The sequence below is a fragment of the Rhodocytophaga aerolata genome (assembly GCF_030503435.1).
GTDB lineage: Bacteria > Bacteroidota > Bacteroidia > Cytophagales > 172606-1 > Rhodocytophaga > Rhodocytophaga aerolata.
The window spans coordinates 1-15,298 of sequence record NZ_JAUKPO010000011.1 but is presented as its reverse complement, the minus strand read 5'-3'; the positions used below and the strand labels follow the sequence as shown (position 1 = coordinate 15,298).

At 42.8% G+C, this 15,298-nt stretch carries 10 protein-coding genes; 9 read left to right on the top strand and 1 reads right to left on the bottom strand.

Going from position 1 to position 15,298, the window contains the following annotated elements:
* Nucleotides 1-62: 62 nt before the first annotated feature.
* The 6 genes from Q0590_RS18500 (at nucleotide 63) to Q0590_RS18475 (ending at nucleotide 10,908) form a co-directional block, all read left to right on the top strand.
* On the top strand, nucleotides 63-2,192 hold the full coding sequence (locus Q0590_RS18500) for a carboxy terminal-processing peptidase (RefSeq protein WP_302039076.1): 2,130 nt from the start codon (nucleotides 63-65) through the stop codon (nucleotides 2,190-2,192).
* A gap of 83 nt (nucleotides 2,193-2,275) precedes the next feature.
* A complete protein-coding gene (locus Q0590_RS18495; protein ID WP_302039075.1) occupies nucleotides 2,276-3,334 on the top strand; it encodes an LIC11966 family surface protein in 1,059 nt (352 codons plus the stop codon).
* A 163-nt stretch (nucleotides 3,335-3,497) separates the two neighbouring features.
* Nucleotides 3,498-4,841, top strand: coding sequence for an enolase C-terminal domain-like protein (locus tag Q0590_RS18490; protein WP_302039074.1), 1,344 nt, complete (start codon nucleotides 3,498-3,500; stop codon nucleotides 4,839-4,841).
* 146 nt (nucleotides 4,842-4,987) lie between these two features.
* Nucleotides 4,988-5,890, top strand: a complete 903-nt coding sequence (locus tag Q0590_RS18485; protein WP_302039073.1) for a sugar phosphate isomerase/epimerase family protein — start codon at nucleotides 4,988-4,990, stop codon at nucleotides 5,888-5,890.
* A gap of 102 nt (nucleotides 5,891-5,992) precedes the next feature.
* Nucleotides 5,993-8,704, top strand: a complete 2,712-nt coding sequence (locus Q0590_RS18480; protein ID WP_302039072.1) for a PVC-type heme-binding CxxCH protein — start codon at nucleotides 5,993-5,995, stop codon at nucleotides 8,702-8,704.
* Nucleotides 8,705-8,769: 65 nt separating this feature from the next.
* Nucleotides 8,770-10,908 (top strand): outer membrane protein assembly factor BamB family protein, encoded by a 2,139-nt coding sequence (locus Q0590_RS18475; protein ID WP_302039071.1) that lies wholly within the window; start codon nucleotides 8,770-8,772, stop codon nucleotides 10,906-10,908.
* Nucleotides 10,909-11,008: 100 nt separating this feature from the next.
* Here Q0590_RS18475 and Q0590_RS18470 read toward each other — a convergent pair whose 3' ends face one another.
* Nucleotides 11,009-12,079, bottom strand: a complete 1,071-nt coding sequence (locus Q0590_RS18470) for a DNA topoisomerase IB (protein WP_302039070.1) — start codon at nucleotides 12,077-12,079, stop codon at nucleotides 11,009-11,011.
* Nucleotides 12,080-12,224: 145 nt separating this feature from the next.
* On the opposite strand from Q0590_RS18470, the gene Q0590_RS18465 reads away from it, so the two are divergent.
* The 3 genes from Q0590_RS18465 (at nucleotide 12,225) to Q0590_RS18455 (ending at nucleotide 15,227) form a co-directional block, all read left to right on the top strand.
* Complete coding sequence (locus Q0590_RS18465; RefSeq protein ID WP_302039069.1) at nucleotides 12,225-12,821, top strand: hypothetical protein; 597 nt, start codon at nucleotides 12,225-12,227, stop codon at nucleotides 12,819-12,821.
* Between the two features lie 276 nt (nucleotides 12,822-13,097).
* A complete protein-coding gene (locus Q0590_RS18460) occupies nucleotides 13,098-14,372 on the top strand; it encodes a Glu/Leu/Phe/Val family dehydrogenase (protein ID WP_302039068.1) in 1,275 nt (424 codons plus the stop codon).
* A 165-nt stretch (nucleotides 14,373-14,537) separates the two neighbouring features.
* Nucleotides 14,538-15,227, top strand: coding sequence for a phosphatidylserine decarboxylase family protein (locus Q0590_RS18455; protein WP_302039067.1), 690 nt, complete (start codon nucleotides 14,538-14,540; stop codon nucleotides 15,225-15,227).
* The last annotated feature ends 71 nt before the right edge of the window (nucleotides 15,228-15,298 follow it).

The following is a 15,298-nucleotide window of genomic DNA, read 5'->3' as shown; positions in this document are numbered from 1 at the left end:
TCAATTTTTGCAAAGCACCTGCCTAAAAATTATAATGTAAGAGCAGTATTTTATCCGCATACATGAATTTAGTATTTATACAGCGAGTTACATCCGCCATTTTATTAATCCTATGGTGTTCAATTTCTCAGGCATTTTCCCAATCTCTACAGCTCCATCAGCAACAAGCTATTGTACTGCACCGGATGCTCGAAAAGAAGCATTATAGTCCTCGCACAGTGGATGATAAACTATCCGGTGAGATTTTTACACAATTTATTAAGCTGATAGATGAAGATGGCTTTTATTTTACTGATCCCCAGATAAAAGCACTTTCGGTGCATAAATTTTCTATAGACGAAGAATTACAAGGCAAAAGCTGGAAATTTTTACCTCAGGTTATTCAATTATACCAGCAGCGTTTGCAGGAGGTGGATAAGTTAATTGCTGGCCAACTACAAAAACCTCTGAGTTTCTCAGCGAATCAAACAATTACCTTTAGCCAGGGAGATAGTCTGCACTTTGCTGCAAACGATCAGGAATTAAGTCAGAAATGGAATAAATGGTTGAAATACCAAATTTTGCGGCAATTGGTCTTGGAGCAGGATAAAAATAACAGTTATTTAAATTTTACAGAAACATATTTCCAGGCAAAAGAACCTGCAGTTCGACAGAAACTGCTAGCTGTAGAGAAAAGAAAGATCAAACGAATACTGGAACATCCTGCGGGTTATGAAAATTATCTGGCCTCGCTCTTCTGCGATGCCATTGCTGCCTGTTATGATCCTCATACTACGTTCTTTTCTAAAACAGAATGGGAAAATTTTCAATCGCAACTATCTACTGAAAGCTTGTCATTCGGACTGGATCTGGAAGAAAGTGAAGGGGGGGATATTGTCATTTCCAGACTAGTGCCTGGCGGACCCGCCTGGAAATCCAATGAGCTTCATAAAGATGACATTGTTACGGCTGTAAAGTGGGCTGGCAAACCCGAAGTGGATCTGGCAGGAGCTGATATAGACGAAGCAGAAGACATTCTGCAATCCTCTAACAGTGGCCGTCTGGAGATAACGGTGAAAAAGACCAATGGCCTTACCAAAACTGTCGGGCTGATAAAAGAAAAAATACGGGAAGAGGAGAATATTGTAAAAAGCTACATTCTGAAAGGCGACCGTAAAATAGGGTATATTACGTTACCGGGCTTTTATACAGAGTGGGAAAATGGATCTGGCCAGGGCTGTGCCAATGATGTGGCAAAAGAAATTGTGAAGTTAAAAGCAGCCAATATAGAAGGCTTAATTTTAGATATCCGCTACAACGGAGGAGGCTCTTTAGCAGAAGGCTTAAACCTGGCAGGTATTTTTATAGAAGAAGGACCTTTATGCGTGTTACAGGAAAGGGGGCAGAAACCTGTAGTAATGAAAGATATAAACCGGGGTACCGTATATGATGGGCCGCTGGTGGTTATGATCAATGGACAAAGTGCTTCTGCTTCTGAGATTCTGGCTTCAACCCTACAAGACTATAACCGGGCATTAATTGTGGGTAGTCCTACTTTTGGAAAATCTACCGGCCAAATTATACTGCCGCTCGATACTCTTATGCATTCTTCGACTGGCAGGCTATCAACTGTTAAAGAAGAACATGGCTTTGCCAAAGTAACCATAGAAAAGATATACCGGGTAACCGGCAAAAGTGCCCAGATCAAAGGCGTAACCCCGGATGTGCATATTCCTGATGTGTACCAGGCGTTAGCTTACCGGGAATCTTCTCTTCCATTCGTGCTATCTGGCGACTCAATTCAAAAAAAGATCTATTACACTCCTCTAAAACCGCTTCCTATAAAAGAACTAGCTGGCAGAAGTGTAGCCAGAGTCAGCACTCATCCTTCTTTTACCCATATTCAGAAGTTTATAGAACGTGAAAAATTAAAAACGAGGCAAATCTCCCGCACAATTCCACTGCAACCACAGGCATTTGTACAAACTATGCAGGAAAAGTATGACTGGTGGCAATCGTTGGAAAAAGCGCTTATTCAAAGCACTACGTTATTCTCCGTAGAAAATACGCATTACGACAAGCAGGTGCTCAGCGTAGACGCTTACAGCCAGGAAGTAAACAGCTTATCTCAGAAGAATATTCAGGAAGATATTTATATAGAAGAAACATACCGGATAGTGTCTGACCTTATCTCCATGAGTACTACTAAATAATCTTATTCACAAAAATCAGTTACTAGTCGAAAAGTTTTACCTGCAGTTCATTCTCTTTAACAAGTATTTATTTCTTATCCTTTATGAAAAACCCTTTACACTGTTTAAAATTTCTGTTTACTATTTCTTTGCTGTTGTGTTTTGCAGCTCATGCATCTTTACAAGCCCAAGGTATGGCTAATGCAGGCTCTTATATGAGCTACATTGGTGATCAGCAACGCGAAATTATGAAAGACTTCATGAGCTATACGAGTGCCGTGGCGCATGGAAAAAGTGCCCGGAAGGTAGAAAGCCGCCGTCAGGAGCTAATGAAAACAATGACAGATTCCAGGAGAAAAATTGCCAGTATGGCTCCCTATGAAGGGGATAAAAGTTTACGGGACTCCACCGCTAAGTTTCTACTAACATCCTATCACGTATTGAACGACGATTATGGTAAGATTATGAATCTGGAAGAAGTAGCTGAGCAGTCGTATGATGCCATGGAAGCTTACTTACTGGCACAAAAAATTGCCGAAGACAAAATAAAAGAAGCTAGCAATAGTTTAAAAACGCTGGAAAAAGAATTTGCGGGCAAGCACCATGTAAACTTGGTAGAAACCAAAGACGAACTGTCGGAGAAGGTGAAAATAGCCGGGAAAGTAACTGCCTATAATAATATGGTTTACCTGGTATTTTTCAAAAGCTATAAACAAGAGTTATACCTGATGGATGCCATACAAAAAAAGAATATCAATGGAATAGAGCAGAACAAGAGCACTTTACATAAATATGCTCAGGAAGGCCTGGCCAAACTAGATACAATGGCTGCATTCAATGGAGACAGAACCTTGCTGACAGCCTGCCGCCAGATGTTGGAATTTTACCGGGATGAATGCGGCAAGATTGCTCCCATTACCGAGTATTACCTGAAAGAAGAAAACTTTACTAAAATAAAAAAAGCCTTTGAAGCGAAACGTGAAAAAGATCGTACCCAGGCTGATGTAAATCAGTACAATCAGGCCATTAATGAGTTAAATACTTCAGTAAATTCATTCAATACAGCAAATAATCAACTAAATAAAAGCAGAAGCCAACTAATAGATAATTGGAATAAGGTTTCCGCAAACTTTTCAGATAAACATACCCCTAAGTATAAATAACACAGAAGCTCCTAGCATTTGTATTTTTGAAGCGTGGATAGATAAAATCCACGCTTTATTTTTTATCTTTTCAACTCATACTTGAATAGGTAACTCATACATATAGGTATTTTAATATATGAATAGAAGAAATTTTGTACAAAATATAGGAACCATAGCAGCTATGACACATCTGCAACCACAACAACTATTTATGCCTACTCCCACAGATTCGCCCAAAACCATCCGGATAACCCGCACAGCCTCAAATTTTGAACGGGAAAAACTGATTCGTCCATTTGGGTTTAAAGGCGGCTTTCTAACTGAGTTATGGCAAGCTGTTGCCTTATTGGAGTCAGAATTGGGGCAGCAGGGAATAGGCTTAGGTACCCAAAGTGTGCTATATGGAGATGCCGATTTGTTCGCCCGCCACTCTGAAGCCGGGGGTAATGCCTTTATGTATGCCTTAACGGAAAAGGCCTTGCAGTTATCCAAAGAAATACCTTTTACCACACCTATAGATTTAATTGATAAGTTATTGCCACAGGTAATGGCAGAAGGGCAGAAGATAACCGGGAAAAAAGATTTGAATCCTAACTTTGTATACAATGCTTTAATAAGTGTAGATAATGCCGCCTGGCTCTTATACGCTGCTGAAAATAAGGTTAAAAATTTTGACAATCTAATTCCACAGGATTACCGCCAGGCATTGGCATATCATAACAACAAAATTGCTATTATGTATCAGGTACCCTATGGAATGCCGGTAGAAGAAATTAAAAAGGCTGCGCAACAAGGGTATTTTGTAATTAAAATTAAGAGTGGCCAGCCAGGCACCCAGTCAGAAATGTTGCAGAAAGATATGGATAGGCTAACCCAGATCCATACAGCCTTAAAAGATAGCCCTACCAGCCAGACCAAAAACGGCAAACTCATCTACACAATAGACCCGAATGGCCGCTATGAGAAAAAAGAAACCTTGATGCGGTTTCTGGACCATGCCAAAAAAATAGGTGCATTCAATCAGATTTTGCTGATAGAAGAACCACTGGCGGAAAGCAACGAAGAAGAGGTAGCCGATACAGGGGTTATTATTACAGCCGACGAAAGTATACATGATGAAAAGGATGCGCTGCGGCGGCTGGAACAAGGCTATAAAGGGATGGTATTGAAAGGGATAGCCAAAACATTAAGTCTTTCTATGAAAATAGCCAGACTTGCCCATCAGCGCCAGGTGCCATGCTTCTGTGCCGACCTCACCGTAAACCCTATTCTAATAGACTGGAACAAAAACCTGGCTGCCCGCCTGCTCCCTTTTCCCGGTCTGGATATGGGGATGATGGAAACCAACGGTGATATGAACTACCTCAACTGGAAAAAGATGCAGACCTATCATCCGGCAGCCGGAGCCTCCTGGACCCAGGCAAAGAATGGTGTATTCGAGCTCAACCAAGAGTATTATCAGCGCAGCGGAGGTATTTTAGAACCCTCTACCCATTATCAGCAGATGTTTTCTGCCAGCCGTTAAAGGTCATAGATATATAACCTTCAATTTTTAAGGAGGGCACAATTAAACAGGTATACTTCTATAAAGAATACGAGTAATTGAAGTATGTCTGAAATATAATTTTTTTTGTAAATTGTAGCACATAGCCGCTATTATTGTGTTACCTTATGACGTATGAAAACTCCCGGAGAGATTTTCTGAAGACTGCCAGCTTGGGATTAGCCAGTATACCAATGGTGAACCCAAGTGTCGTAAAATCAGGAACGCTTGCAGAAGAAACTAAACAGAAAAAAGTGGAACTGGCAATTGCTACGATTACCTGCGATGGCTTTGGCGATGAGAATTTTGAACATGCCTTCAACATCATTCCCAACCTTCCTTACAAAAATATAGAATTTAACTGTTGGTACGGCCGCAATCTTACACCTGATGGTATTCGCAGCATCCGGCAGCGGTGTCAGCAGCATAAAGTAAAGCCTGTTTGTGTGCAAGGAAGCTCGTTTGGCGCTGCAGGAAATATTGTAAAAGATGTAGCCCATAAGCTTTGGAATATGGAAGCAGCCAGGCAACTAGGCTGTAAACGGGTAAAATTTACCGGAGCCGGAAGGGGTACGGAAGGTGGCCTGGAAGCAGTGATACAAGTGCTCAAAGAAATTGCTCCCGCAGCCGAAGAAATGGATATGCTGATTCTCGTAGAAAATCATGCCAGCAACAATATCGAAAACATCGAAGACTACGATAAAATATTTAGTGCCATTGCATCTCCTAATGTAGGTATGTGTATGGATAATGCTCATTTCGATGGGGCCAATGTAGACCTGATGGAGGTAGTGAACCGTTTCCATTCCCGCATTTTGCATATAGATCTGAAGGAGACTGAACGTAAAGGCATACACAAAGTAGTTCCTTTTGGCCAAGGAGTTACCAATAATGCGGCTGTGGTAGAGAAAATGTTGAGTTATGGCTTTAAAGGATATTTGCTTGTCGAGATGGTACTTAATGAAAACAACGAAGTAAAACAACAGGAATTAAAAAAAGCCTATCAGCTTTTCCAGAAATACGAACGCTAAACCACACAAGTGCAGCTTTTAGAAGCTCTTTGTTCGGCACTAGCCTGGAGTAATCCAGATAGGTAATGGCAGCAAAGGTGTTTATGCTTGAAAATCTATCCCATGTTTATATCCCCAAAACCTATTTTACGTCTAGCTAAGCCTCTGTTGTTACTATCTATAGTTCTGTTTGCTTGTGGCAGAGAGAATACTTCTGAAAATAATTCAACTAAAACAGAAATTGCCGTACCCAATGTTCTCGACAAGCGGCTTGAGTTGAGTTTATATGCTGCCGATCCGGATATAGTCACTCCTATAGGAATTGCTATCGACAGCCTCAACCGGATATTTGTTCTCGAATCGCATACCCATTTACGGCCAAAAAACTACGCCGGTCCGGGTAGTGACCGGGTGAAACTTTTTGAAGATACCAATAATGATGGCCAAGCAGATAAAATAGCTGTTTTTGCTGATGGGTTAAAAGAAGGGCTGAACATGGCTTTTGCTCCGGACGGAAATTTATTTGTAGTTACTTCCAAAGCTGTATGGGTTTTATTTGACTACAATAAAGATGGAGTAAGTGAAGGACGGACCAAAGTAGTAGAACTTATCCAGCCCGAAAAAGTGTATGCACATGCTGCACTGTTGGGCATTACTTTCTCGCATGATGGCTGGATGTATATATCCCGGGGAAACACGGGAAGTGCCGCCTGGAAGATGCAAGGAACAGATTTTTCCTCGGTAAGTGGCTACGGAGATGGTGGAAACATTGTACGTGCCCGCCCGGATGGCACGAAACTGGAAGAGGTGGCCACTGGTTTCTGGAATCCGGTGGATCTTAAATTCGATAGCCGGGGTAGGTTACTAGCTGCCGATAACGATCCGGATAGCCGTGGGCCAAACCGCCTGTTGCATATCGTTCCTGGAGGCGATTATGGGTATCAATCCAGGTATGGGAACAGTGGCATTCATCCGTATCTGGCCTGGAATGGCGAATTGCCTGGTACTTTGCCTTATGTGGTGGGTTTAGGCGAAGCACCTTCCGGCTTATTAGATGCAAACCTTACAGCTTTACCAACTGATTATCAGAATCAGATGTTAAGCACCATCTGGGAAGAAAGCCGAATAGTCCGGATTGGTTTTGAACCAGAGGGTGTTTCAGTAAAAGGCACGACAGAGGTAATCGTAGAAGGAGATCAGCAGTTCCGGCCAGTAGCGTTTGCCGCCGATAGAAAAGGAAATATTTATATTACGGATTGGGTATTACGTGAGTATCCGAATCATGGAAAAGGCCGTATCTGGAAATTATCTGCCCGGGAAAGTGAATCAGTACTAAAGCCACGCCTGCCATACTCTCAGCCACTACCAGATCCAGAAAGTAAAGCCTTACAAGCCATCTATGCCGCCCAGGATATATCAGAACTAACAGAAGCTTTACGTTCAAAAGACCCTTTTATTCAGCATGCAGCTGTAACCAAACTTGCCAACCCAGCATTCAGACAACAGGCTATAGAGGCTACCCAGCATTCGGATGCAGATGTGCGTTTAGGCGCTGCTATTGCCTTACAAAGATCTGGCTACTCAAAGCCGGTTCCTGTAGTGCGCCGCCTGCTTACTGATGCTGATGCTAGAGTCAGACAGAGGGCCCTCATCTGGGCTGGGCAGGCTGGGTTAAAAGAAATGCTACCCTTGATTGACAAAGCTATATCTGCCAGGGAAACCACTCCTGTTTTGTTTGAAACGTACCTGGAAACTATACGCCATCTTAATACAGAATATATAGAGGCCTACAGTCAGCGTACAGAGCCCTATGCAAAATCCATTAAACGGGAGTTGCCTCCTGAATTTATTGAGACCTTTATACAAGACAAATCCAGGCCTGCTTCTTTGCGGGCACTTGCCATACAGCATCTGGAAAATCCTGGGGAACAAGCATCAGTTCTGGTTGCTCTGCTGAATACGGAAAAAAACAGCCAGCTACGGCTTGAGGTATTGCGTTCGCTGGCGGCTATCCCAGGAGAAGACATTGCCCGGCAGCTGCTGAAAGTAGCTACCACCAGTACAGAATCTAGTATTATACGTGCATGGGCATTGTTGGCCTTAGCCCGCCAGCCGCCGGATATGGCTACCCAGGTAATTACTTTGCTCCAAAATCCGGAAATGGATATACGGATAGAAGCAGCCAGGTACTTGCGCACCAGGCTGGCTAGTGAGGGAGTTAAACAAGCATTTGAGCAAATAAACGATTCATTGGGTAAAGGAGAAGAAGCTTTGCAGGAACAAATTGGTCTGGCACTTGCTTCACTAGATTCTACAAAAATAGCTATAAAACGGCCTGTCTCTCCGGAAGAATGGCAAAAAGCGGTTGGTTCAGGTGGTGTTCCTGCACGAGGGTATAGAGTAATGTATTCCTTACAATCTATGTGTTCAGTGTGCCATGCTGTCAAGGGCAGAGGAGGTAACCTGGGGCCAGATCTTACAAATACAGGGCAATCCAAATCACGGAATCAACTGATACAATCTATTTTACAGCCCTCCGGAGAAGTCAGTCCGGAATACCAGGGGTGGTATGTACATCTGAAAAACGGAGAAGTATACCAGGGGAGGCAGATTGATGTGGGTGACAATAGCATTGAACTCTACACCCAAAGCAGAGGCTTTGTTTCATTTGGTAAAGAAGAAGTTGAAGACTATAAAATGAGTGAAAAATCGCTTATGCCCGATGGCCTGGAAAAACAGCTTACTGTCAGCGACATGCGCGACTTGCTTGCCTTTCTGGAAAGAACCCAATCAACAGTTTCAAACAAAAAAGAGGTAGCATCTATAAAAAAATAAAGGAATTGTATAATTTTATTTAATTTACCTCTCATCTTATCAGCAGTATTTTTTGGAGATATTCTATGCAGCGGATTATTCTAATAATTAGTTTCTTATGTGTTGGTGGCGTACTTACTGCCTTAATGTGGCCAGAAAAAGCGGTAGCTCCAAACCGGGAATGGCCTGAGTACCTGGGCGGGCCGGACCGCAACCATTATTCCACGCTTACCCAGATCAATGCCAGTAATGTAAGCAAATTGTCAAAAGTATGGGAATATCATACCCAGGATTCTGGTCAGATCCAGTGCAATCCTATTATAGTAAATGGCGTGTTATATGGAATGACTGCCAAGACCCAGCCTTTTGCTATACATGCAGCTACCGGTCAGGAAATCTGGCGCAGGCAAGATACAGCTAAAGGTAGCGGGTTAAGCACTAGCCGCGGTCTTACCTATTGGGAAAGAGGCAATGATAAACGGATTTTATTTACAAATGGTCCCTGGCTTTATGCACTGGATGCACGTACCGGCAAACCTATTGCCTCATTTGGTGACCAGGGCCGCACCAGCCTGAAAGCCGGATTAGGTGAAACAGCTACTACAAAAATGGTCATTTCCAATACGCCGGGTACTGTTTTCGAAGATCTAATTATTATGCCCTTGCGCCTGTCGGAAGGTTCGGATGCTGCCTTGGGTAATGTACAGGCATTCAATATAGTTACTGGTAAGCTAGCATGGGCATTCCGGACCATTCCGCAGCCAGGCGAATATGGCTATGATACCTGGCCCAAGGATACCTACAAAAATACAGAAGTAGGTGCCGCCAACAACTGGGCAGGAATGGCTGTTGACCGGAAACGGGGTATTGTTTTTGTGCCGACCGGCTCTGCGGCTTTCGATTTTTATGGAGGAAACCGGAATGGCAGCAACTTATTTGCCAATTGTTTATTAGCCTTAGATGCCCGCACTGGCCAACGAAAGTGGCATTACCAGTTTGTTCACCACGATATACTGGACCGTGACCCGCCCGCCCCACCTAACTTAGTTACCCTTACCCGGAATGGGAAAAAAATAGATGCCGTAGCTCAGGTAACTAAGCAGGGATATGTATTTGTATTTGACCGGGAGAATGGAACGCCTCTTTTCCCTATTGAAGAAAAGCCGATGCCTGCTTCCGATATACCGGGAGAAGAAGCCTGGCCTACACAACCTATTCCTACAAAACCGGCCCCTTATGCCCGTCAGCAGGTAACTGAAAAAGAGCTAAGTCCTTATCTGGAAAACCGTGATTCTATGCTGGCTGTGTTCCGGGAAAGCCGTTCAGAAGGGCCTTTTGCGCCATTAAGTAGACAAGGAACTATTATTTTCCCAGGGTTAGATGGGGGAGCAGAGTGGGGAGGAGCAGCCGTTGACCCGGATGGAATTATGTATTTGAACAGCAGTGAAATGGCCTGGTTGCTTGCCTTAAATGAAAACAAACCAGTGGATGAAACAAAATTTGTGAGTGTAGGAGCCAGAGTATATGCCGCCAATTGTTCTGCCTGCCATGGTGCCGAACGGCAGGGAAATGCCGCCAGTGGATTTCCATCTCTGGTTGATATTAGCAGCAAGCGGCAGCGAGACCATGTTATGAATGTTATTACGAGTGGCAAAGGGATGATGCCAGCCTTTACCCAGTTAACGGCTGATGAAAAGCAGGCACTAGTCGCTTTCTTATTCGGCGAAGCTCAGGAAGAAGCCGGACTAAAGCAAGTAAAGGAACCAGGATTAGTGGCAGATAAAAAGGAAACGCCCAAAGTACCTTACCGCATCTCAGGCTATACGAAGTTTCTGGATAAAAAAGGATATCCGGCTGTTGCGCCGCCCTGGGGAACTTTAAATGCTATTAACCTGAATACTGGTGAGTATGTATGGAAAACTGTTTTCGGTGAATATCCTGAACTGACAGCCAAAGGCATTGAGCAAACTGGTTCTGAAAGTTATGGAGGCCCGGTAATTACGGCGAGTGGTTTGTTGTTTATTGCAGGCACCAAAGATGAAAAATTCCGGGCGTACGACAAGAAAACCGGCAAACTCTTGTGGGAAACAAAACTTCCTGCAGCTGGCTTTGCTACGCCTAGTACTTATGAAGTAAATGGAAAGCAATATGTAGTAATCGCTTGCGGGGGTACAAAACTAGGTGCTAAAAAAGGAGACAGTTATGTTGCTTTTGCCTTGCCTTAATGTAGTAAAATCTATAGTATAGAATAAACATTTCCTAAGAAAAGAAGCAGAGATACATAGAATCTCTGCTTCTTTTCTTAGGATAAACTTTTGATTCAAATCATTGTCCTGCTACTTCTTCCAATAGTTTCAAAAAGACAATCTCCTCATCCCCTAATTCCTGAAACTCTTTGTTTCGGGTGTTTCCTTTGCTTTTAGCTATTTTTTCTAAATCGCCGGAGGCATAGCTTTCCAGCACTAGTGGATGGATATAATAGTTGCGGCAGACGGCGGCTGTATTACCCAACTTAGAAGCTACTAATTTTACTGTTTCCGTCATTTTCTTTTGGATCTCTTTCTCCGCTTCCGGCCGGGGTTCGGCAAGCAAATGTTGTATGGCTGTAATGGAACCTCCCCAGGTCCGGAAATCCTTGGCTGTTAGATCTATGCCAGTGTTTTCCCGCAAATAGCCATTTACATCTTCTGAACTAACCGGATGGCGGTTACCTTCGGCATCATAGTATTGGAAAAGCTCGTAGCCAGGTATCTCTTTGCATTTTCTTACAAGTGTAGCCAAACGCCTGTCGGTAAGAATCACTTCCTGGCATACACTTTTTTTTCCAACGAAAGAAATCTTTACATCTTTGCCTTGCACTTTCACATGCTTATCCCGTAAGGTAGTTAACCCATACGATTTATTGGCCTTTTCGTAACACTTATTCCCAATCCGGATCAAGGTATTATCCAGCAGGCTTACGACCACAGCTAATATTTTATTTCTGGTAAATTGCTTTTCTGCCAGATCGTGGTCAAGCTGCTGACGTAATTGAGATAGTTTTTTCCCAAACGGCAGCATTTTGCTGAATTTATCCAGGTTTCTAGCCGACTGCCATTTTGCATGATACCGGTATTGTTTCCGGTTTTTACTGTCAAAACCAGTGGCTTGCAAATGTCCGTTGGCAGTAGGGCAAATCCACACCCCTTCCCATACATGCGGAATACGTAGTTTAGTAATGCGGTCTATTACTTTCGGATCAGTAATCTCTTTATTGGCAGTATCTATATAAATGTAGGTATCTTTCTTTTTGATGCGGCCAAAGCCTGGCTTATTATCTGTAATGTATCGTAGGCCTGTCTCCTTGGCAAAAGCTTCCGGAGATATAGTTCCCACTGCTACTTCCTCTAGTTCCATGATTCTCTGTTGCTCCTGCTGATTTTTCTGGTAAGAGCATAGGTATCTATACTATATTTTGGTAAAATTGTTCTACTATCTATAGAATCTATACTTTATAGTTCTTACGTCGACTAAGCAAATTTCTGATTTTATTAAAAAAGCTATGGTAAGAGTTTTTCCGGTTGGTTTATTGCTTCTGCTTGTAGGGCTTATTTGCTCTTGCGAAAACCGTCAAAAAGCACAAAATACGGAGGTAAATACGGATAGTCTACAGACACAATTAATCGTCTTAAACGATAGTGTAAACCAGGCCTGGCAAGTATTAGTTGAGTCTGACCAACTGAAAGAGCAAAGCTTGAAAGACTTGTTAGAGCAGATAGCTACTTTAAAAAATTACAACAAACCCTTACACGCTTCCCTGCTAAAAGAGCAGGCAGCACTTAGCCAGATGCGGTATACCACGCCTGCTGCCCTCAGTTCAGCCATTATTGATGCCTATGATGCAAAATCAGATAGCCTCAAAACTGGTGTTTATAGCCTGGGTGCCAGTACGCCAGGATTTGATAGCTGTGCTTTATGTGGAGAATTAAAAGAAAGCATAGAGAAAGCCGACAATCAAACCTTGTTCAACCGGATTAATTACGATAAGCAGGCGCAAGCCTATAATGCCTTCATCAAGAAACACGGCACCGATCTGGCAGCTATCCGGCCAGCCTACGAAAACTTATCTCCTCTTCCGTTGTTTCAGATTGCTTTATGAGCATAAAAACAACCCTTTCAGAATCAAAATACAAGTAAAGTCTATCAGATATTCATCGCCTTATATCGTAAAGAATATGGCGTATACTAGGTTGTTTTTGAGCAGTTGTACCTTTTAACAGTTCAGCTATTCAAACATTCGGTATTGTATACCAGCTTCTATTTTTTGTCAAGAAAAATCTTTGTTTTGTAATACGATTATGCCGGAATCTTCTACATTTACGTATACATTCGCAACCAAATTCAACAAACTATTAAAATTATTTAGCGCGAAATTATGGGATATATTGAACCGGCTCCGATCAAGGATAAAGAAAACCCTTTGGAGTCTATGATGTCAAGATTCGACCTGGCAGCCCAGCTTTTGGGTATAGACGAACAAATGTATTATATATTAAAAGTACCGGCTAAGCAAGTGATTGTTGGTCTGCCTATTACCATGGATGATGGCACTATCCGGGTTTTTGAAGGTTACCGGGTAATTCATTCGAACATTCTGGGGCCAGCTAAAGGAGGTATCCGCCTGGATATGGATGTAAATCTGGACGAGGTACGTGCCCTGGCTGCCTGGATGACCTGGAAATGTGCTGTAGTAGATATTCCGTATGGGGGAGCAAAAGGAGGAATCACCTGTAATCCCAGGGCGATGTCTACCGGGGAGATTGAACGGTTGATCCGTACGTATACTATTGCCATGCTGGATATTTTTGGTCCGGACAGAGACATTCCGGCACCAGATATGGGAACCGGCCCTCGTGAAATGGCCTGGTTAATGGACGAATATTCCAAAGCCAAAGGGATGACCGTAAATGCCGTTGTAACAGGTAAGCCTTTAGTATTGGGCGGCTCTTTGGGGCGAACCGAGGCAACGGGCCGTGGAGTAATGGTGTCTGCCCTGGCAGCTATGGAAAAGCTGAAAATTAACCCCTATAAGGCTACCTGTGCAGTTCAGGGGTTTGGGAATGTAGGTTCGCATGCAGCTTCTTTGTTGTATGAAAGAGGCGTAAAAGTACTGGCTATCAGTGATATTTCCGGAGCTTATTTCAATAGCAATGGAATTGATATTGCCGAAGCCATCCAGTACCGCGATACAAATAAAGGTACGCTGGAAGGCTATAAAAATGCAGAGAAGTGCTCCAATGAAGATTTATTAGGGGCCAAAGTAGATGTACTGGTTCCTGCCGCTAAAGAAGATGTAATAACTATGGCCAATGTAGCCAATATACAGGCCCGCTTGATTGTAGAAGGAGCCAATGGACCAACGTCTGCAAATGCCGACCATGTAATCAATGAAAAAGGCATTATGGTTGTGCCAGATATTCTGGCCAATGCTGGTGGTGTTACAGTTTCGTATTTTGAATGGGTACAAAACCGCCTGGGTTACAAGTGGACACTAGAGCGCGTAAACCGCCGAAGCGACCGGATTATGAAAGAGGCGTTTGATAAAGTATATGCTGCTTCCCTCCAATACAAAGTTCCTATGCGGATTGCCGCCTATCTGGTTGCTATCGACAAAGTATCCAAAACATATAAGTTCCGAGGAGGCTATTAAGAATGACGAATGAATAGTGATGAATTATAGGCTGTTATTCATTCGTCATTCGATAATACGCATTCTTCTGGTAACCCGGCAATGCAATAATGAGTTTATACAGATAACCATTTGCGGTTTTATGTATAAACTCATTATCTTTAGAGCCCAAAGTAATTATTACTCATGACCATTCATAAAGAAGGATACAAGATATTATTGGTTTTACTGGTTATATTAACTGCCATTAATATAATTATCTATTACTATGCCCCAAATAATATTACCTTTCAGTATGCCTTTCTCACCTTTAGTGTGCTTTTTTATTTCCTGATTCTGCAGTTTTTCAGAAGCCCCCGAAGAAAAGTTACCCTGGATGAACGCCTGGTAATTGCACCGGCAGATGGCAAAGTGGTAGTCATTGAAGAAGTGGTTGAAACAGAATATTTTAACGATAAACGCCGGCAAATCTCTATTTTTATGTCTCCGGTAAACGTGCATATCAACCGCAATCCGGTAGAAGGTGTAGTAAAATACTTTAAATACCATGCAGGAAAATACCTGGTAGCCTGGCACCCCAAGTCCAGTACGGAGAATGAACGGACAACCATTGTAGTAAAAGCGAAGAATGAAGTGGAAATTCTGATGCGGCAAATTGCCGGAGCCTTAGCCAAGCGGATTGTGTGGTATGTAAAAGAAGGGCAGGAGGTAAGTCAGGGGGAAGAGTTCGGGTTTATAAAATTTGGTTCACGGGTAGATGTGTTTTTGCCCTTAACAGCCAAAGTAAGGGTAAACATCGGTGATAAAACGGTAGGAGGAATTACGGTAATTGCCGAACTGGTAGAAGATACAGCCGATGATTCAATCATTATATAATATTAAATCTGCGGATAGTTAGACTCAGCTCAAGAGTCACCTCTTGAGCTGGTCCTCCAAAACCGGACTTG

Coding starts and splice junctions, on each gene's coding strand:
- Q0590_RS18485 (WP_302039073.1), top strand. CDS start 4,988: ATGACGTATGAAAACTCCCGGAGAGATTTTCTGAAGACTGCCAGCTTG.
- Q0590_RS18470 (WP_302039070.1), bottom strand. CDS start 12,079: ATGGAACTAGAGGAAGTAGCAGTGGGAACTATATCTCCGGAAGCTTTT.
- Q0590_RS18460 (WP_302039068.1), top strand. CDS start 13,098: ATGGGATATATTGAACCGGCTCCGATCAAGGATAAAGAAAACCCTTTG.
- Q0590_RS18480 (WP_302039072.1), top strand. CDS start 5,993: ATGTTTATATCCCCAAAACCTATTTTACGTCTAGCTAAGCCTCTGTTG.
- Q0590_RS18475 (WP_302039071.1), top strand. CDS start 8,770: ATGCAGCGGATTATTCTAATAATTAGTTTCTTATGTGTTGGTGGCGTA.
- Q0590_RS18495 (WP_302039075.1), top strand. CDS start 2,276: ATGAAAAACCCTTTACACTGTTTAAAATTTCTGTTTACTATTTCTTTG.
- Q0590_RS18465 (WP_302039069.1), top strand. CDS start 12,225: ATGGTAAGAGTTTTTCCGGTTGGTTTATTGCTTCTGCTTGTAGGGCTT.
- Q0590_RS18455 (WP_302039067.1), top strand. CDS start 14,538: ATGACCATTCATAAAGAAGGATACAAGATATTATTGGTTTTACTGGTT.
- Q0590_RS18490 (WP_302039074.1), top strand. CDS start 3,498: ATGACACATCTGCAACCACAACAACTATTTATGCCTACTCCCACAGAT.
- Q0590_RS18500 (WP_302039076.1), top strand. CDS start 63: ATGAATTTAGTATTTATACAGCGAGTTACATCCGCCATTTTATTAATC.